The sequence below is a fragment of the Nocardia sp. NPDC050175 genome, from assembly GCF_044459885.1.
Lineage (GTDB): Bacteria > Actinomycetota > Actinomycetes > Mycobacteriales > Mycobacteriaceae > Nocardia.
Window position 1 is genome coordinate 13,669 of record NZ_JBITJI010000014.1, and the last position, 18,208, is coordinate 31,876.

An 18,208-nucleotide genomic window follows, 5' to 3' on the forward strand; every position below is an offset into this window, starting at 1 on the left:
CCAGACCCTACATTGCGGCGGGCTGCGCCTTGGCACGCCGCCGCGACCGTACGTACAGCCATTGCAGTACGCCGGTACCGATCACGCCGGCGGCCAGCGCGGCGATACCGATCTTCCAGCCCGGCGGACGCCAGGTCAGCACCAGTTCCGCGTTCTGGGTACCGGCGGGAATATCCACGGCGACAAACGATTTCGCGACCGTGGTGATCGGGATCTGCTTGCCGTCGATGGTAACGCGATAGCCGGGCCAGCCGAGCCGGGCGAACACCACGCGACCGCCGCTGGGCGAGCTGACCCGCACCCGGCTGGTGGTGTCGGTCTCGGAGATCGACGCCGCCGTCACGTTCTTGGTCGCCGAGACCCGGCCGTTCACCGTCGAGATCGGCCCGTCGGCCCGTTCCAGTACCGAGATGAACTGCTCGTGGCCGGGATAGTCGACCCACTTCCAGCCGTCGGGTGCGGGCTGGTTGCGGGCGTCCGGGAACAGGGCGCGCTGCAGTACCACTCGATCCAGTTTCATCAGATCGACCAGGGTGCGCTCGGTGGTCTTCTCGGGAGTGAACATGCGCCGGAACGCGTCCGGGCAGACGCTGCTGTCCCATCGCATACACAGCAGTTCACCGAAGTAGAAGTGACCCGTCGGGGTGTAGCCGTTGACGTAACTCAGTTCGAGCGACTTGGCGTAGTTGCCGAAAACCAAGGAACCGTAAGCACCTTCGAGGCTCTTGTCCTCCGGCTGCACCAAGCCACGCTCGGCGAGTTGCAGAGTGTTGCCAGGGAAATCCGGGAACGCGGCCTTGGCCTCGGATCGGTTGGTCGGCAGGTTCCACGTCATCGGAGTCGGCTGCGCGGCCTGCACCTGGAAGAACGCGATCGGGAACATCGCGACGATCACCAGCACACACGCCACCGCGATGCCCTTGACCCGACCAAGCCACAGCACCGCGGCACCGAGCGCGAACACCGCGACCGCCGCGAGCACATGCCAGACCACGTCGTGCGGATCGGCGGAGAACGTCCGCACCCACAGCAGCAGGATCAGCACCCCCGCTGCAATCCCGCGATTCTTGAGATCACGAGTCGTGCCATAGCGCGCGAGCAACACACACACCAGCACCAGCAGCCCGATCGCCAGCATCGGCAACACCCGAACCGGCCAGCGCAACGGACCGATCGAACCCGGCCCCGCCGCCCACATCAGCATCATCACCGCGAAGAACGCGACCCCGAAGAGCTCGCGCCAACTGTCCTTGGCCCGCCGCCAATCGATGAACGCGAGCGCCGGAATCAGGAACCAGGCGATGTAGGTGACCGGCATCGGCTGCACGTACCCCCACCAGGAGGTGAACGCGGGATGCGTGCTCGGCAGGCTGGCATTCAACGATTCCGACCACGGCACCGTCAGGAACTGATCGTTGATGATCTCCATGGTGCCGCGCCAGGTCACCTTCGCCGACAGCATGCTCGGCAGGAAGGTCAGCAGACCCGCGAGCCCGGCACAGCCGCCGACGACCGCCAGCCGCAGCACCGGCCACCATTTGCGCTGGTAGATGATCTCGCCCACCGCGACCGCCAGCAGCATCAGCGCCGCCTCGACCGCCGGGAAGATGTATTGCGTGGAGATGGTCAGATACAGATAGACGAAGACCGGGATCGGCCCGCCCTGACCGCGCGTGTAGCGCACCGACGACGCCCACGCGTGCACCAGCCACGCGGTGCCGGTGAGCGCGGTCATCCAGCTGGCCTCGTCGAAGAACAGGAAGAAACCCGACAGCGGGAACGCGACACCCGCGACCGCGGACCAGGCCGGCTTGCCGCCGTAGGCGAGGCAGATCCGGTAGACGCCCAGTGCGGCGATGATCGCGAAGATCAGTTTGACGACGGTCGCGTACAGCGCCATGTTGTCGACGGACGGTGCGATCAGATCGATCAGCAGCTGCGGCGGGTTGAACAGGCCCGCGTCGTCCATCGTGTTGTTGCCCGACATCCACCGCTCGGGCACCAGCACCGGGAAGGTGCCGTCGCGCAGGGCGTGGCCGAGGCCGACCCACAATCCGGTGTATTGGGATTCGGTGTCGTCGGTGTAGAAGTGCCTGGCGTTGGCGAGCAGCACCGCGACATAGCCGAGGACGACGCCGACGGCGGTGATCAAGCCCCACAGGTACACGTTGCGGCGCGCGGCGCGCTGAAGATCATCCGGCCCGGTGGCGGCAGGCATGGCGGCGGCAGCTCCGGCGGTTCCGGCCGGAACTTCTGCTGCGACCGGGTCACCCCCGTTGACCTCGGCGGACCCGGGGCGCGTCACCCTCGACACTGCACTATCCGTCACGAGTTCCAAACCCTACACAGCAGTGTGGCGCTTGGCATCCGGCCGCCGACGCGATGATGATGGTTGGCATGCACACGGCGGTAGCGGCAGGCCCGGAAGCGGCAGCTTGCGTAACCATGGAGGGACCCGCGGACGCCGCATGATCCAGCCCCGATTCCGAAACCCGCACCATGCTAGAGTTCTGGGCGGCTCGGGCCCTGCTGTCCAGCGGGGGACACCGGCACGCACCGTCATCGAAAGTCGATCCAGCTGATGCCGATTCCCTCCCGCACGCCCCGCCCCGCCGCGGTCACCCCGAACGGCAGGCCGTCCCGGCCGCACGCCGTTTCCGTAGTGGTGCCGATCTACCGTGGCGAGGACACCATCGGCGGTCTCGTCGCCGAACTGCACGAGCTCACCCGCCCCACCCAGACTCCCGGCGGCACCACCTTCCAGATCGACGAGATCATCCTGGTGCACGACCGCGGACCGGACCGTTCCGACGTGGTGCTGCAGGAGTTGGAGCAGACCTATCCCGAGGTGCGCACCATCTGGTTGAGCCGCAACTTCGGCCAGGACGCCGCGACGATCGCGGGCATGTCGGCCGCGGGCGGCGACTGGATCGTCACCATGGACGAGGACGGCCAGCACGATCCCCGGTTCATCGGCACCTTCCTCGACGCCGCGCTGACCGAGCGCGCCGAGCTGGTGTACTCCAAGCCGAGCAACACCCGCCCGCACGGCTTCCTGCGCAACATCACCTCGCGCGGCGCGAAGCTGGTGCTCGCGACGATCTTCGCGTTCCCCGACTCCACCCGTTTCGAGAGCTATCGGCTGATCCGCGGCGCCATCGGGCGCCAGCTCGCCGAGGTCGCCTCGAACGGCGTGTATCTCGATGTCGCGCTGACCTGGGTGGTCGGCACCGTCGCGCAGGTGCCGGTGGTGCTGCGCGCCGAGGGCCGCGAGGAGTCCGGCTACAACTATCGCCGCCTGTTCTCGTTGTTCTGGAAGATGGTGCTGTGCAGCGGAACTCGCGGCCTGCGCCTGGTCAGCCTGCTCGGCGTGACGCTGGGTCTTGGCGGCGGTGTGATGGCGAGCGTGATCGTTTACGAGGCGCTCACCACCGACAACTGGGCGCCCGAAGGCTGGGCCTCGATGATCGTCGTGTTGCTGCTGGTCTCCGGGGCGATCCTGTTCTCGCTCGGCCTCATCGCCGAATACCTCGGGGTGGCATTGCATATCCTCGTCGGTAAGCCGCTCTATCTGACCGTCGATTCACCGACGCCGCGCCCGGTAGCAGCGGCGGACCCGGACGCCGACTATTCGGCCGCCAGGGAACTGACCACAACCATTGCGAACAAGGGGAACGACCGGGTTGAGCACTGACCGCATCATCTTCAGCCGACCGTTTCGGGCGCGCCGCGAACTGGCCAACCTCGAGACGGTGCTCGCCTCGGACCAGAGCCACGGCGACGGGCCGTTCACCGCGACGGCGACCGAGAAGCTGAAGGTCATCACCGGGGCGCCGCACGCGCTGCTGACCACCTCGTGCACCTCGGCACTGGAAATGGCGGGCCTGCTGCTGGAACTGGGTCCCGACGATGAAGTGATCGTGCCGAGTTTCGCGTTCACCTCGACTGCGACCGCGATGGCGTTGCGCGGGGCCACCTGCGTGTTCGCCGACATCGATCTCGAAACCGGCAACCTCGACCCGGAATCGGTCGCGGCCGCGGTCACCGAGCGGACCAAGGCCGTGGTGGTCATCCACTACGGTGGCGTCGCCGCCGACATGGACCGGCTGCTCGCCCTGGCCAACACGCACGGTTTCGCCATCGTGGAGGACAACGCGCACGGCCTCGGCGGCCGGTGGCAGGGGCGGCCGCTGGGCACCCTCGGCAGCCTGGGCACGCTCAGCTTCCACGACACCAAGAACGTGCACTGCGGCGAGGGCGGCGCGCTGCTGCTCACCGACGAGATCCTGATGGCGCGCGCGGAGATCATCCGGGAGAAGGGCACCGACCGGGCCCGGTTCCTGCGCGGCGCGGTGGACAAGTACTCCTGGCAGGACATCGGCTCCAGCTACCTGCCCAGCGAATTGAACGCGGCGGTGCTCGACGCGCAGCTCGACGAATTCGACACCATCCAGGCCGGACGGCACCGAGTATGGAACGCCTACGCCGCAGCCCTCCCGGAATGGGCCGCCCGCAACGACGTTCGCCTCATGACGGTCCCCGCCGACCGCGAACACACCGCCCACCTCTACTTCCTGCGTACCCCCACCGAGGACCGCCGCGACGACCTCATCGCCCACCTCCGCGCCCGCGGCATCGTCGCCCCGTTCCACTACGTCCCCCTGGACTCCAGCCCCGCCGGCCTCAAACTGGGCCGCACCCCGCACCCTTGCGTCCGCAGCGCGGAGTTCTCGGGAACCGTTGTCCGCCTCCCCCTCTGGCCGGATCTCACCGACGAACAGATCGCCCGCGTCATCGAGGGCGTCACCGACTTCACCGTCTGACCGCTCGTCCGGTATCGAACGCCCCGCCGCGCGACCTACCGCCCAGCCGCACGCCTTTTGACATCGGCACGCGTGTTAGTGCGGCGAGTCCGAGTGCGAGAGATCAGAAGCCGTGCGGCTGTCAGCAATCGGCGGCCCGGAAGGCGTGCGGCTGTCAGCAATCGGCGGCCGACCACGCACGACTTCTCCAGCCCACTCGCGACCGGCTCCCGCCGCACCACTCGTGACCGCGTGACGTCGCAGCCGCACGCCTTCTGACAAACGCACGCATGTCAGGGCGGCGAGTCCGAGCGCGGGAGGTTAGGAGGTGTGCGGCTGGGGTTAGGCGTCGAGGACGTAGAGCTTCTCGCGGCCGCCTGCGATCAAAGTCTGCTGGACCACTCGCGATTCGTAGGGGCGGAAGAAGGCGTCGAGGGTGGGTTCGGTGAATCGGTGGGCCTGGACGCCGTCGCCTGCGTTGGTGAAGCGTTGGCCGATGGCGGCGAGTAGGCGGTTGTCGCTGCTGGACATGTTGCGGATCGGTTCGGCGATGATGACCTGTTTGCGGGCGGCGGTCAGCATGCGGTCGAGGACGGGGGCCGGCTCGGGCAGGAAGTGGTAGAGGCTGGCCTGCATGAGGACGTAGTCGGCCTCGGGCAGTGGGGCGTCGGAGTTCAGGTTCCAGACCTGGCCTTGCCCACCGGCTTTGGTGAGTTGGGCGACGAATCGGTCGTTGCGGTCGAGGCCGGTGTAGTCGACCGACTTCTGCCGCAGGTAGCGGGTGTACAAAGTCGCAGGGCCGCAGCACAAATCGACCACGCTGGCACCCGCAGGGAGCAGCCCCTCGACCGCGCGATAGCGAGCCGTGTAGTACCGGCCGTATAGCGCACGGATCAGCAGCTCGTAGAGGGTGGCGTTGCGGTAGATAAGGCTCGTACTCACCAAGTACTCCTGACAAATCGGACAGCAACGTCAGCGTGGGATGGTACGGACCGAGCCACCTGCGCGCGCGACCGGGTCGAGCCGCCGCGCTGGTGAATCCGCGGCGGCTCGATGCGCGTCAGCTGTCGCCGAGGATCTTGGCTGCGTCCTCGTCGGTGAGGACCTCGTAGGCGTCGGAAGCCCGGTTGTACCACCAGGTGTCGGGACCGGGCGTCGGACGTCCCGCCGCCTGCACCGCGCGGGTGGACGGCCGGTACGAGGAGCTGCGCGGGATCTCGTCGACCACATAGACCAGATCGGGCCGCTTGTCGGGCTCGAGTGCGCGCAGCGCCTCGGTCACGTCCTTCGGCTCCAGCCGGAAACCCTTGCGCACACTGACCGCGGCGACGGCGATGCAGTGATCGCCAACCTCCAAGCCGTAGGCGACTTCCATGTCGACACCGGTGATGTCGTTGAGGACATCGACGATCGGCTGCCCGTACACCGGCCCACGCTGAGTGCGGATCACGGTGTCCTTGCGGTCGATCAGCCAGTAGTCGCCGTCGCTGTCGCGCCGGAACAGATTCTCCGTCGGCATCCACGAGTCACCGGGCGCGAACACTCCGCGCAGCCCGCCCGCGGAGATGTCCACCCCGTCTGAGGCCTTGCCGAGCATCAACCCGACCTCGTTGTCCGCGCACCGCCGCGCGTAACCCGAACCGTCGACGAGGATCTCCTCGGTGATCGGGTCGTAGGCGACCAGTTCCACCTTGGCGGTCCCCGGCACCGGGCGACCCTTGCAGCCGCGCTTCACGCCCTTCACGTTGGCCAGCACCACGTCACCCTCGATGGAGGCGTAGAACTCCAGCACCCGTGCCGGGTCGAACTGCTCGGTGGTGCGCCGCCACAGACCCGCGGGCATACCCGAACCGATGAACAACCGGATCGGATGCCACTGGGGGACGGCAGTCGGCGGAGCCGACGGGGTGGGCGAATACTGCCCGGCCGGGAACACCTCGGCATCGAGGATGTCGCGCAACATCGTCCAGGTGTAAGTGACCACGGTGACGCCGTAGCGGTGCACCTCCTCGGCGAACTGCGCCGGATCCAGCGAACGCGCCAGCGCGATCCGGCTACCGCCCGCGATCGCCCCACCGAGACTCACCAGCAGCCCCGACGAATGATGCAGCGGCGCAAGGCAATACACCGTGTCGCGGCGGTTCAGATCCGCGGTCGTCGCGGTACCGAAGGCGGACAGCGCCCAGCGGTGGTTGCTGATGTACTTGGTCTCCAACCGATCTCCGGTGCCGGTGACGAGCACGAACGCCAACTCACGCGCCAAACCCGGATCGGCTCGATACCAGGCGGGTAGCTTCACCTGCGCCGGATCGATCTGCTCGAGATCGATCACCTTGTCGCTCAACGGAATACCGAGCTGACGGGAATCGCCGCCGCCGAGCACCAACACCCGCGCACCGGCGCTCGCCGCCTGCCGCAGATTCTCCGGATCCGCGACAACCGTATCGACACCGGTGATCTCGAGCGCCCGAGCAAGCTCACTACCCGGGGCGAGCAGCACCGCCACCGCGCCCAGCCGCGACAACGCGGCAACCGTCGCCAGCGCACTGGGCCGGGTCTCCATGATCACGCCGACCCGCATCGCAGGCCGGACACCGACCGAGACGAGCCCACGCACCACGTTATCGATGCGGACGTTGACCGCAGCGTTGGTGTGCACCCGATCCTCGAACAGGAACAGGTCTTTCAGCGGTGCGCGCCTGCCCTGTTCGGCGATCAACCGCCCCAGCGAGATGCGGGTGTGCGGCTGGATCATGCCGAGCCTGGTCAGCCGCGGCAGCGCCCGCGCGGCCTCACCGGCCAGCTCGACCGAACCGCGCATGGTATTGCTCGCGATGCCTTCGAGCGCCTTGCCGACGCCCGCGCCCGCCTCGGCCAGCGACGCGGCGGTGTGCACCGCCCGGGTGGCCGCCGAGCGCGGCCGATTCGAGTCGACATGCTCGGTCATCGGATGGATTTCCGGCGGCAGTGCCTTGTCGCGTTCGAGCCAGTCGATCCACTGCCGCACCAGCGGCCAGGTCTGATTGGTCGCCATGCTGCCCGCTACCAGGCCGAAATGCCCGGCGAGCAGGTTGGCCTCGTACACCTCCGCGTTCGGCGCGGCCCGCACGATGCCGCGCACCGCGGCGGGCTGGCCGATGTCGTCGACCTCGCCGACGAACGCGAGGATCGGGCACTTCAACTCGGCGAGCGAGACCGGCTGATCGCGAATCACGAAGCCGCCCAACATCAACCGGTTGTGCGCGACGAACTGCTTGAGCAGATCCGCCGCGGCCGGACCGGCGTAACCGACCCAGCCGTCACTGTTCAGGAACCGGCGTTGCCGCTCCTTGGGCAGCAACGCCTCCCGGTCGTGCAACTGCCGTAGGAAGTCGATCCTGGCCTTGGCGGTCTTCACCGGGTCCAGCAGCTGGAAGCCGATGCGCACCATCGAATCGGTGATCGGCAGCCGGGTGACCACGTGATCGGCCAGGAAATCGGCGACGTCGGACACCATCCCGTAGGGCAGCCCGAACGGCATGCCCGCGACCACGTCGACGGGACTGCCGAACGTCACGATGCTCTGCACGCCCTTGCCGTACCGGTAGGCGGCGACCTGATAGGCGAACATGCCGCCCTGCGAATAGCCCATCAGGTGCACGGCGCTGCCGGTCGCCTCGGTCACCGCGTCGATCGCGCTGCTGACCGCCAGGACATGGTCGGCGAGATCACGTTGCCAGCCGCCCTCCTCGCTGGCGGGTGAGCCGAAATCGACCACCCAGCAGTCGATTCCGCCGCGCTGCAGGATGCCGACGGCACCGTCCTCGACGTTCACGTCCCAGATGTCGGCGTTCACCATCAGCGGCGGCACGAGCAGCGCGACAGGGCGCCCCGGGGTGGTGTCGTCCGGGAAGTAATGCCGCAGCCGGTACATCCGCCTTCTCTCGACCACCTCGAACGGGGACGACTCGACATCGTGGGTCAACCCGCCGAAGCGGATGACCTCGAGGCCGTTCTGCGCGGTTGCCATCAACCGCTGCACCGATCCGACCAAATCCTTCGCACTGAACTTCAAGATCGCTCCTGGCCCTACCCTAGAACGTAACCCTCATCCGCGTCCGCGTACTCCACCGGAGGGATACCCTTCGGTCCCCTAGAAGTACACAGCGATGTTTCAGACGAGCTTCCCACATCGTGTGTCCATTATGGGTCCGCTGTGACCCGATCCATGCACGTATTGCGGGGTCAGTGGCCGATTATCGGCAGATTCACAGCGACGCCCGCCGCGCGCGGTAGCTACCGGGCGGCGATCTGTCCCGGCGATTCGATCGGCGGCGTGTCGTCACCCTCCGCGACGGCATCCGCCGTTTCGCTGCGTGCGGGCCGCTGTCCGGCCTACGATCGATGCCGTCTGGAACGCACTGTCGCGTAAGCCATTTCGCTCGAGTGACTGGTTTTGCGGGCCGCATTCGCCCGCTGTTTTGCTGTGCAGAATAACCGTCTCCACATAACGGGCTCGACCCGTCTCGAGGTGAGGACAACGCATGACTATCGAAATGCCGGTCCAAACGGAAAACAATCACCGCAAGAGCCTCAGCACCTCGGCCGCGGCCAAGCTGGCGCACACCACCAAATCCGAACCCCAGATGCAGGGCATCAGCTCCCGCTGGCTCACCCGCATGCTGCCGTGGACCCAGGTCAAAGGCGGTGTCTACCGGGTGAACCGGCGGCTCACGCACACCGTGGGCAATGGCGAGGTCGAATTCGACGTGGACGGCCCGCAGGCCCGGGTCATTCCGTCGGAATTGCGTGAGCTGCCCGCATTGCGCGATTTCGACGACGAGGAGGTGCTGCAGGCCCTCGCGCAACGATTCCAGCAGCATGATCTGGCGCCGGGCAGCATCGTCGCCGAATTCGGCAATCCGATGCATCAGGTCGTCCTCGTCGTGCACGGCAAGTTGAGCAAGAACGGTTCCGGCGAATACAACGAACACACCATGCTCGGCATTCTGGCGGGCGGCAATTACTTCGGCGACCAAATCCTCACCGACCCGCATGCGATCTGGCCGGTCACCGTCAAAACCGTCACCAAGACAACCCTGCTGGTACTCCCCCGCCAGGCCCTGCACGACCTGCTCGGCAACGCGCCGCAGCTCCGCGAGCAACTGACCAGAATGGCCGAGGCGCCGGCCCAGCCGCAGAACGCCAAGGGCGAGGCCGCCATCGAGATCGCCTCCGGCCACGTCGGCGAGCCGCTGCTCACCGGAACGTTCGTCGACTACGACGCCGCGCCACGCGAATACGAGCTCAGCCTCGCGCAGAGCGTGCTGCGGGTGCACACCCGCGTCGCCGACCTGTTCAACGACCCGATGGACCAGGTCCAGCAGCAGCTGCGCCTCACCGTCGAGGCACTCTACGAACGCCGCGAACACGACCTGGTCAACAATCCCGAATTCGGGCTGCTGCACAACTGCGACCTGAAACAGCGCATCTCGACCGAGTCCGGCCCGCCGACCCCCGACGACATGGACGAGCTGCTCAGCATGCGGCGCAGCACCAAACTCTTTCTGGCACACCCGAAAGCGATCGCCGCGTTCGGCCGCGAATGCAGCAAACGCGGCCTCTACCCGGATCCGGTCAACGTAGACGGCCACCGGGTGCCCGCCTGGCGCGGCGTGCCGATCTTCCCGTGCGGCAAGCTCGCGGTGAGCCCGACCCAGACCACCTCGATCCTCGCCCTGCGCACCGGCGAGCAGGACCAGGGCGTGGTCGGCCTGCACCAGACCGGCATCCCGGACGAGTACGAGCCGAGCCTCAACGTCCGCTTCAAAGGCATCGACGACCAGTCGATCATCTCCTACCTGGTCAGCTGCTACTACTCCGCCGCCGTACTGGTACCGGACGCGCTCGGCGCACTCGACAACGTCCTGGTCGCTCGACAAACGGACTGACGGAGGGATGAGCCGTGTCGATGCTGTCGCGCTCCCTGGCCCTACCCGCAACCCACGAAATCGCCACCACCGTCGCCGCACTGCTCTCCGACCTGGGTGGTGGCGCGCCAAAGATGTTGGTGCACAAGGACGCACCCACGCCGGAGGTCGCCTCTCTGCCCACGTCGGAGGCGGCCTCTCCACCCGCGCCGGAGGTGACCTCTGCCCCTACACCAGGAGCGACCGATCCAGATACGGCCAGCGTAGTTACGTCGGAGGTGGCCGGTCGACCCGCACCGAACGTGCCCCATGCACTCGCGCCGAACGTGCCCGATGCACTCGCGCCGGATGCACTCGATGCACTCGCACCACAGGTATCCGACGCACCCGCGTCCGACCTGCCCGCCCGGCCGCGGATACTCGGTCCGACCGGCCTCGGGGCCGCATCACTGTTGATCACGCCACCGGTCGGCACGACGGGACCGACTGTCCCGCCGGTCATTTCGTCGACAGCTTCAGCTCCACCACGTGTGACGACCACCACCCGCACCATTGCCGAACAGCCGACTCCGCCGACCAGCCCGGCAAACCTGCCCGGCGCGACCATGTCGCCCGGACCGACCGCCGCACCATGGATCGGCGAACCGCTCGCTCCGCCCACCGGCCACATACCCACCGGCCCAACCGGATTGGGCACCGCGTCGACGCGCCGCAGCGCCGGGGGTTCCGCGATCCCTCCGCTCTACTGCCCGCCGCCGATGCGCGACGACCCGGCGCTGGCCGCTATCGTCAACGAGCGAATCCTTGCCTGGGCCAAGGCAATCGGCTTATACGAGGGCAGATTGGATGATCTGCGGGACGCGGGGTTCGGTCGGCTGATCATGCTCGCGCACCCCGACTGCAACGACCCCGACCGGCTGCTTGCCGCCGCGAAATGCGCGGTGGCCGAATGGGCGGTCGACGATTACTACTGCGACGCCGGAGCCGACGACACCGCACCCGACGGCACACCATCGAGTGCCGAGGCCGAACTCGGGCCTCGGCTTGAATTGGCCGCTGCTGCAATAGATCCTGTCCATCTGCCCGCACGCTACGTCGCACGGCTCGAAGAGGTGATGCAGGCGGACCCGATCCTGCGCGCGTTCCGTAGCGCCTTCGCGCATGTGGCCGAGTACGCCACGCCCGCTCAACTGGCACGACTGCGCACGGAGATCGCGGGCTGGTTCATCGCACTCGGTGCTGAAGCGGGCTGGCGGCTGGCCGACCGGACGCCACCGGCCTGGGAGTACCTCACCAACCGGCAGCCGCACAGCTTTCTGCCCTGTATGGCACCGATCGACGTGGTCGGCGGCTATGAACTCCAGGCCGCCGAATACACCGATCCGCGGGTGCGCCGGGTGATCACCACGGCCGCCCTCGCCAGCCAGCTGGTGAACGACCTGTACTCGATGGCCCGCGAAGATCGTTCGGACGGTAGGGAATTCAATCTTCCGACGGTTCTGGTCGCCGAGGAGGGCTGTACCCGGCGCGAGGCGGTCGTGCGCACGGCCGAGTTGCACGACGAACTGATGCACCGCCTCGAACTCGAGGCGGCCCCGTTGGCCGCCCTCGGCTCCGCCGAACTACGCCGCTACCTCACCGGCGTGTGGGCCTGGCTCGGCGGCAGCCGCGCCTGGCACGCGGACAGCAGGCGCTACTCCGATTGACACCGCGACACCTCCAAAGCTGTGACACCGCTAGGGAAATAGACAGTGCTGCAACGAGAGGGTGAATTGGCATGACCATTCTCAATCCGGACACCGACGCCGTGCTCCAGACCAGCTACCAGAAAGCCGTTGCCGCCTACTGGAACAACAATCCCAACGACGACCGGGTCAACACGAAACTCGGTGAGGTGGACGGGCTTTACCACCACCACTACGGCATCGGCGCACCCGACCTCTCGGTGCTGAGCGGTCCGGAGGAGACCCGCCAGGAACGAATCGTCAAGGAACTACACCGTTTAGAGACCGCACAGGCCAATCTGCTGCTGGATCACCTCGGCCCGGTCCACCCGGACCAGCGCCTGATGGACGGCGGATCCGGCCGTGGCGGCACGAGTTTCCTGGCCAACCAGCGCTTCGGCTGCTACGTCGACGGCGTCACCATCTCCGAGTACCAGGTCCGCTTCGCCAACGAGCAGGCCGCCAAGCGCGGCGTGCAGGACAACGTGCGGTTCCATTTCCGGAACATGCTGGAGACCGGTTTCGAGCCGTGGTCGATGCGCGGCATCTGGACCAATGAGACCACCATGTACGTCGACCTGTTCGAGCTGTTCCACGAATTCTCCCGGCTGCTCGAGCCGGGCGGCCGCTACGTGTGCATCACCGGCTGCTCCAACGACGTGACCGGCGGCCGCTCCTCCTCGGTCAGCTGGATCGACGCGCACTACGGCTGCATGATCCATCCGCGCAGCGAATACTTCCGCGCGATGGCCGAGAACAACCTGGTCCCGGTCGACGTGACCGACCTCACCGCGGCCACCATTCCGTACTGGGAACTGCGCACGAAATCCGAGCTCGCGACGGGCGTGGAGCGGCCGTTCCTGACCGCCTACCAGGAGGGCAGCTTCCAATACCTGCTGATCGCCGCCGATAAGGTGGGCAGGTGACCGAGACCTTCGCCCAGGCGATCACCGACCGCGAGGCCCTGCCCGTCGAGCTCGTCGACGACGCGGGGCACGCGATCGGTACCTGCCCGGTGTCACAGGCTCATCAGGCGCCGGGACAGCTGCATCGCGCGTTCTCGGTGCTGCTGTTCGACGACGCGGGACGGGTGCTGCTGCAGCAGCGGGCCGCGGTGAAAACCCGCTTCCCGTCGCAGTGGGCCAACACCTGCTGCGGCCATCCCGCGCCCGGCGAACCCGTCGCCGCAGCGGCCGCGGTCCGCCTCGCCGAGGAGATGGGCCTGGCCACCTCGTTCACCGAGGTCGGCGTCTACCGCTATCGCGCCGAGGATCCGTCGACCGGCCGGGTCGAGAGCGAATGGGATCACGTCCTGCTCGGCAAGCTCAGCGCCGGTGTCCCCCGTCCTGATCCGGCCGAGGTCGCCGACTACGCCTGGATCGAGCTCGACGCGCTGCACGAGGCGATGGCCGCCGATCCGGCCGCCTACACGCCGTGGCTGGCCGGCGTGCTCGAGCTCGCCGAGCGGGCGCTCACTGAAACGTAGCGGCGCTGAGCCGTCCGACACCGGTGCGCACGCCGGGGCCGAGGCAGCCGCCGAGCATCGCGGGCGTCATCATCTCGTAGTCGGCGGTGATCCGGACCTTGCTGCCCTGGCCGAGCCCGTCGACGACGTCGAGGGTGCCGACGGTCGGCTGCTGCATGGTCACCGGCCACGGTCCCCACAGCTTGCTCGTCTCGCCGTCGGACCAGAGCACGTCGACGGTGATCGGGCCGTCCGCCGGGCGCATGCAGTCCGATGTCGCGATGTGCGTGCCGGTGAAGGTGCCGCCGGTGATGCCGCCGGGGCCGCCGGTGCAGTCGCGGAGGACGCCGACGGAGGTGAAGGTGAGCGCATGCGGGGTCATGTCGATCGCGCCGTCCGCGGCCGTCCAGCGGAAGTCACCGTTCGCGCAACTGCCTGCGGGCGGCAATGCGGAGGCGGCCGGAATATCTAAGGGGACGAGCAATACCGTGGCAATCGCGGCGGTGGTGACGAACTTCCCGAGCATCGACAACCTCTTCTCGCGGGCGGTGTACCTGCAGAAACGGATGGAGCACGAGCACGGTGAGAATCCCATACCGTCCGTGCTGTTTTAGTCCGACACACTCGGGACCGAGTCTGGATCGTTCCAACCGACAACGTTGATAGATGCGCATATCTACGTAAGACAATGGCTCAAACCCTGAGAGAAATCATAGGAAGGGCTCAGGCTATGACCAGGTCGGCCCGGCATTGTGGGGTGCGTTGGAGTTCTCCACGAAGTGAGGTGTGCGATGGTCGAAATCGAAGTTACGGGAACGACCGTGACGATCCAGGTGGTCGGCGGGCATCAGGTCCTCGCCCTGCGTGAGCACATCACCTTCGACCTAGCGAACATCACCGAGGTGGTCAGAGCCGAAGTGGACCTGCGCCCGCCGTGGGTACGCGCGCCGGGCACCTTCTTCCCCGGCGTGATCGCGGCCGGGACCTTCCGAGGCAAGGGCCGTAAAGAGTTCTGGGACACCAGGTTCGACGGCCGCGCGGTCCGCATCGAACTCGACGGCGGCCCGTTCACCCGCCTCGTCGTCGATGTCGACGACCCGGACCTCATCCTGCAGGCCCTCCGGACCGCAGTCGCCGCCTAACCTGCCGCACGCCTTCCGATTTCCCGCACCGAATTTCGCATGCGATTTTCGGTGTGGGAAATCAGGAATGGTGCGTGCCAAAGCTTCGCAGCAGGCCGGCGTACGGCTTGGGCGGGGGCGGCGCGAACTCTCCCCTACCCGACTTGTGCAGTCGGAGTGTGATCAGCGATTGCACGGTCAGCGTCGCCGCCGCGACGCCGTCGATCACCGGCACGCCGATCTCGTCGCGGATATGCGCGCACAGGTCCGCCATGCCCGCGCAGCCGAGCACGATCGCGTCGGAGCCGTCGGCGTCCACCGCCTCGCGGCAGGCCTCGGTGACGATCTTGCGGGCGTCCGGGTCCGTATCCAGCGCGAGTACCGGTAGCTCGCAGGCATGGATGCCGAGGCAAAACCGTTGCCGTCCATAACGTTCCACCAGGTCACTGGCCCGTCCGATGGTTCGGCTCAATGTCGTGACGACGCTGAATCCGCGACCGAGATGACCGGCCGCCGCCATCGCCGCCTCGGCAATGCCGATCACCGGTCCGTGCGCCAACTCTCGCGCGGCATCCAAGCCGGGATCGCCGAAGCAGGCGATCACATAACCGTCGACGCCTTCGTCCTCGCCGCGGCTGATGGCGGCGAGAATCCCTGGGACACTGAGCGCTTCGTCATAGTGACTCTCGATCGACGCGGGCCCCATCTCGGCGGTCACCGCGTCGAGCAGCGTGCCGGGACCGGCGACGGCCCTGGCACACTGCTCGATCGTGTCGGTCATCGCCCGCGTCGTGTTCGGGTTGACCACACGGATACGCATCAGGCGGGTGCTCCCTTCACCGCCAGCCTCGTTCGGGTGGCCAGCAGGTAGTAGACGATGAAGCCGAGGCCGCAGCCGATGAACCAGCTGTACTGCGCGGCGGTGTACATGCCGGTGATGTCCTTGGCCAGCACCGGAATCACCGCGACCACCGCGCCGATCGCGGTCGCGATGACCGCCGCCGGGTTGTATCCCTTGCTATACCAATAGCTTCCGGTCTTCGACATGGTGAACAGGTCGTCCACAACCACGTGCTGCTTGCGCACCCGGTAGTAGTCGGCGATGAGCACGCCGAACAGCGGACCGATGAACGCGCCCAGCACTTCCAGGGTGTAGTGGATGACCTCGGGGTTGTTGTACAGGTTCCACGGGGTGATCAGCACCGAGCCGACCGCGGCGATCATGCCGCCCGCGCGCCAGCTGATCCGCTGCGGGTTCACGTGCGAGAAGTCGAAGGCGGGCGAGATGAAGTTCGCGACGATGTTGATGCCGACGGTGGCGACGGTGAAGGTCAACGCGCCCAACACGATCGCGAAGGTGCTGTCGATCCGCGCGACGGTCGCCACCGGGTCGGTGATCAGCTCGCCGTAGACCGGGACGGTCAGCGAGGCCGTGATGACCACCAGCAGCGAGAACAACAGGAAGTTGACCGGCAGCCCGAGCAGGTTGCCGCGGCGCACGGCGGCGAAAGTCTTTCCGTAGCGGGAGAAGTCACCGAAGTTCAGCATCGGCCCGGAGAAGTAGGACACCACCAGCGCGATGGCGCCGAGCATCACCGGAACCGAGTCCCAGCCCGTGTATTTCACGTCGCCGAGGTTCACATCGATGGCGCTCCAACCGGCTTTCGCGATCAGGTACCCGCAGAGCAGGAACATCACCACGTAGACCGCGGGCCCGCAGAAGTCGATGAACTTGCGGATGGATTCCATGCCGCGCCAGAACACGCACGCCTGCACCACCCACAGCGTCAGGTAACTCCCCCAGCCGAGCAGCGAAAGCCCGAGGAAGCCATAGTCATCGGCCACCGCGTACGGCGCCAAGCCCGGAAAGAGCTTCACCAGCACCACATCCAGCGCCGCCGAGGCCAGGAAGGTCTGGATCCCGTACCAGGCCACCGCGATCAAGCCGCGAATGATGGCGGGGATGTTCGCGCCGATCACCCCGAAGGCGCTGCGGCACATGACCGGATACGGCACGCCGGTCACCTGACTCGGCTTGGCGACCAGGTTGCAGAAGAAGTAGACGATGGTGATGCCGATCAGCAACGCCGCCAGCACCTGCCAGCTGGCCAAGCCGAGCGCGAACAGGCTGCCCGCGGTGACGTAGCCGCCGACGCTGTGCACGTCCGACATCCAGAAGGCGAAGATGTTGTACGAGCCCCAGGTCTGCTTGGTCAGCGGCGCGAGGTCCGCATTGGTCAGGCGTGGGTCATAGTCGGGCGCGGTATTCGGCGCCGCGGTGTCGGGAATGGCGACAAGCGTCGGTGCCGCGATGGTTTCGGTCATGGTTTTCCCATCCGGGAGGTGAAACTGTGCTCGAAACGACCGTAAGTATTCGGCATTGCCCGGCCATTGCGCTGTTATTTCCCGGCTATTGCGCGGCAGATATATCATCTTCCGGCGCGAGCAGGCCGGTGTCCGTCGGCAGGGTCGCGATGACCGTCTCCAACCTGCGGTGATGGCGTTCGGCGACGAGCAGTAGGCAGTCGACGTCGCGGGCCAGAAAAGCGTCCATCATGAGCGCGTGATCGGTGTGCAGGCGCACTCGATCGCCGCGGCTGATGTGCACCATCGACTGCACCGGTTCGGTGACGTTCCACGCCGATTCCAGCATGTGCAGCAGCCGGAACATGCGCGACGGCTTGGTCAGCGCGATATGGAAGTTGCGGGATTCACGGTGGTAGGCGGCCGGATCGTCGTCGCGAATCGCCTGTTCCAGCAGCGCGTTCACCTCGATCAGCGCCGCGCGGTCGGCGCCGCTCGCGTTCAACGCGGCCGCGGCCAGCGAGGCGTTCTCCAGGGTCTCCCGGACGATGTACATCTCGCGCAATTCGGCGGCGGTCAGCTGGGCCACCGCGTAACCGCCGTGCGGCTCATGGGTGACCAGTCCCTCCCCGATCAGCGTCTTGAGCGCCTCACGGACCGGGATGTGGCTCACCCCGAACAGTTCGGCCACCTCGCGCAGCGGGATTACGGTGAGCGGTGGCACCGCGCCGTCCAGGATCACCCGGCGAAGCTCACCGAGAATCACTTGCGGTCGGCCGGGTGCGTCGATGACCAACCTCGCGAGCAGCGCCGAACGTCGTCTCGGGGGCATGCGAAACACGCTAGGCCAGGCGTGTTGCGATTTCGGTCAGGTTTGTGACGC

General features: G+C 66.9%; 14 protein-coding genes. 7 read left to right on the forward strand and 7 right to left on the reverse strand.

Annotation, left to right across the window (positions count from 1 at the left end; translation table 11 throughout):
- Positions 1–7 precede the first annotated feature (7 nt).
- Positions 8–2,218, reverse strand: a complete 2,211-nt coding sequence (locus tag ACIBK2_RS36210) for a hypothetical protein (protein ID WP_396974576.1) — start codon at positions 2,216–2,218, stop codon at positions 8–10.
- Positions 2,219–2,581: 363 nt separating this feature from the next.
- Between ACIBK2_RS36210 and ACIBK2_RS36215 the strand changes: the two genes are divergently transcribed.
- Positions 2,582–3,694 (forward strand): glycosyltransferase, encoded by a 1,113-nt coding sequence (locus tag ACIBK2_RS36215; RefSeq protein ID WP_396974179.1) that lies wholly within the window; start codon positions 2,582–2,584, stop codon positions 3,692–3,694.
- Positions 3,684–4,823 (forward strand): dTDP-4-amino-4,6-dideoxygalactose transaminase, encoded by a 1,140-nt coding sequence (gene rffA, locus ACIBK2_RS36220; protein ID WP_396974181.1) that lies wholly within the window; start codon positions 3,684–3,686, stop codon positions 4,821–4,823. The genes ACIBK2_RS36215 and rffA overlap by 11 nt, the downstream gene beginning before the upstream one ends.
- Before the next feature lie 321 nt (positions 4,824–5,144).
- Here the strand turns inward: rffA and ACIBK2_RS36225 are convergent, their stop codons facing one another.
- Together ACIBK2_RS36225 and ACIBK2_RS36230 are read right to left on the reverse strand one after the other, a co-directional pair.
- The gene (locus tag ACIBK2_RS36225) at positions 5,145–5,744 is read right to left on the reverse strand and encodes a class I SAM-dependent methyltransferase (protein ID WP_396974183.1); all 600 of its coding nucleotides are present in this window, start codon (positions 5,742–5,744) and stop codon (positions 5,145–5,147) included.
- A 118-nt stretch (positions 5,745–5,862) separates the two neighbouring features.
- Positions 5,863–8,856 carry an acyl-CoA synthetase gene (locus tag ACIBK2_RS36230; RefSeq protein ID WP_396974185.1) on the reverse strand — a complete coding sequence of 998 codons (2,994 nt, stop codon included), beginning with the start codon at positions 8,854–8,856 and terminating at the stop codon, positions 5,863–5,865.
- A 469-nt stretch (positions 8,857–9,325) separates the two neighbouring features.
- Between ACIBK2_RS36230 and ACIBK2_RS36235 the strand changes: the two genes are divergently transcribed.
- From ACIBK2_RS36235 to idi, 4 genes are all read left to right on the forward strand, one after another.
- Positions 9,326–10,732, forward strand: a complete 1,407-nt coding sequence (locus ACIBK2_RS36235) for a family 2B encapsulin nanocompartment shell protein (protein WP_396974186.1) — start codon at positions 9,326–9,328, stop codon at positions 10,730–10,732.
- Positions 10,733–10,752: 20 nt separating this feature from the next.
- A complete protein-coding gene (locus tag ACIBK2_RS36240; protein ID WP_396974578.1) occupies positions 10,753–12,417 on the forward strand; it encodes a family 2 encapsulin nanocompartment cargo protein terpene cyclase in 1,665 nt (554 codons plus the stop codon).
- A 71-nt stretch (positions 12,418–12,488) separates the two neighbouring features.
- Positions 12,489–13,361 (forward strand): geranyl diphosphate 2-C-methyltransferase, encoded by an 873-nt coding sequence (locus ACIBK2_RS36245; protein ID WP_396974188.1) that lies wholly within the window; start codon positions 12,489–12,491, stop codon positions 13,359–13,361.
- Positions 13,358–13,921 (forward strand): isopentenyl-diphosphate Delta-isomerase, encoded by a 564-nt coding sequence (gene idi, locus ACIBK2_RS36250; RefSeq protein WP_396974190.1) that lies wholly within the window; start codon positions 13,358–13,360, stop codon positions 13,919–13,921. Before ACIBK2_RS36245 ends, idi begins: the two co-directional genes overlap by 4 nt.
- On the opposite strand, the gene ACIBK2_RS36255 is transcribed toward idi, so the two are convergent.
- On the reverse strand, positions 13,908–14,426 hold the full coding sequence (locus ACIBK2_RS36255; RefSeq protein WP_396974192.1) for a hypothetical protein: 519 nt from the start codon (positions 14,424–14,426) through the stop codon (positions 13,908–13,910). The genes idi and ACIBK2_RS36255 overlap by 14 nt on opposite strands.
- Positions 14,427–14,691: 265 nt before the next feature.
- Here ACIBK2_RS36255 and ACIBK2_RS36260 point away from each other — a divergent pair, with 265 nt between their 5' ends.
- The gene (locus tag ACIBK2_RS36260; protein WP_396974194.1) at positions 14,692–15,042 is read left to right on the forward strand and encodes a hypothetical protein; all 351 of its coding nucleotides are present in this window, start codon (positions 14,692–14,694) and stop codon (positions 15,040–15,042) included.
- A 61-nt stretch (positions 15,043–15,103) separates the two neighbouring features.
- Here ACIBK2_RS36260 and ACIBK2_RS36265 read toward each other — a convergent pair whose 3' ends face one another.
- The 3 genes from ACIBK2_RS36265 to ACIBK2_RS36275 form a co-directional block, all read right to left on the reverse strand.
- Positions 15,104–15,841, reverse strand: coding sequence for an aspartate/glutamate racemase family protein (locus ACIBK2_RS36265; protein ID WP_396974196.1), 738 nt, complete (start codon positions 15,839–15,841; stop codon positions 15,104–15,106).
- On the reverse strand, positions 15,841–17,346 hold the full coding sequence (locus ACIBK2_RS36270; RefSeq protein ID WP_396974198.1) for an NCS1 family nucleobase:cation symporter-1: 1,506 nt from the start codon (positions 17,344–17,346) through the stop codon (positions 15,841–15,843). The genes ACIBK2_RS36265 and ACIBK2_RS36270 overlap by 1 nt, the downstream gene beginning before the upstream one ends.
- Before the next feature lie 85 nt (positions 17,347–17,431).
- Positions 17,432–18,157: a GntR family transcriptional regulator gene (locus ACIBK2_RS36275; RefSeq protein WP_396974200.1), complete on the reverse strand. Its 726-nt coding sequence runs from the start codon at positions 18,155–18,157 to the stop codon at positions 17,432–17,434.
- Positions 18,158–18,208: the final 51 nt, after the last annotated feature.

Bases quoted from the DNA above. Each gene is read 5' to 3' on its own strand.
- ACIBK2_RS36210 (WP_396974576.1), bottom strand. From the start codon at position 2,218: ATGCCTGCCGCCACCGGGCCGGATGATCTTCAGCGCGCCGCGCGCCGC.
- ACIBK2_RS36215 (WP_396974179.1), top strand. From the start codon at position 2,582: ATGCCGATTCCCTCCCGCACGCCCCGCCCCGCCGCGGTCACCCCGAAC.
- ACIBK2_RS36235 (WP_396974186.1), top strand. From the start codon at position 9,326: ATGACTATCGAAATGCCGGTCCAAACGGAAAACAATCACCGCAAGAGC.
- ACIBK2_RS36240 (WP_396974578.1), top strand. From the start codon at position 10,753: ATGCTGTCGCGCTCCCTGGCCCTACCCGCAACCCACGAAATCGCCACC.
- ACIBK2_RS36245 (WP_396974188.1), top strand. From the start codon at position 12,489: ATGACCATTCTCAATCCGGACACCGACGCCGTGCTCCAGACCAGCTAC.
- ACIBK2_RS36255 (WP_396974192.1), bottom strand. From the start codon at position 14,426: ATGCTCGGGAAGTTCGTCACCACCGCCGCGATTGCCACGGTATTGCTC.
- ACIBK2_RS36260 (WP_396974194.1), top strand. From the start codon at position 14,692: ATGGTCGAAATCGAAGTTACGGGAACGACCGTGACGATCCAGGTGGTC.
- ACIBK2_RS36265 (WP_396974196.1), bottom strand. From the start codon at position 15,841: ATGCGTATCCGTGTGGTCAACCCGAACACGACGCGGGCGATGACCGAC.
- ACIBK2_RS36270 (WP_396974198.1), bottom strand. From the start codon at position 17,346: ATGACCGAAACCATCGCGGCACCGACGCTTGTCGCCATTCCCGACACC.
- ACIBK2_RS36275 (WP_396974200.1), bottom strand. From the start codon at position 18,157: ATGCCCCCGAGACGACGTTCGGCGCTGCTCGCGAGGTTGGTCATCGAC.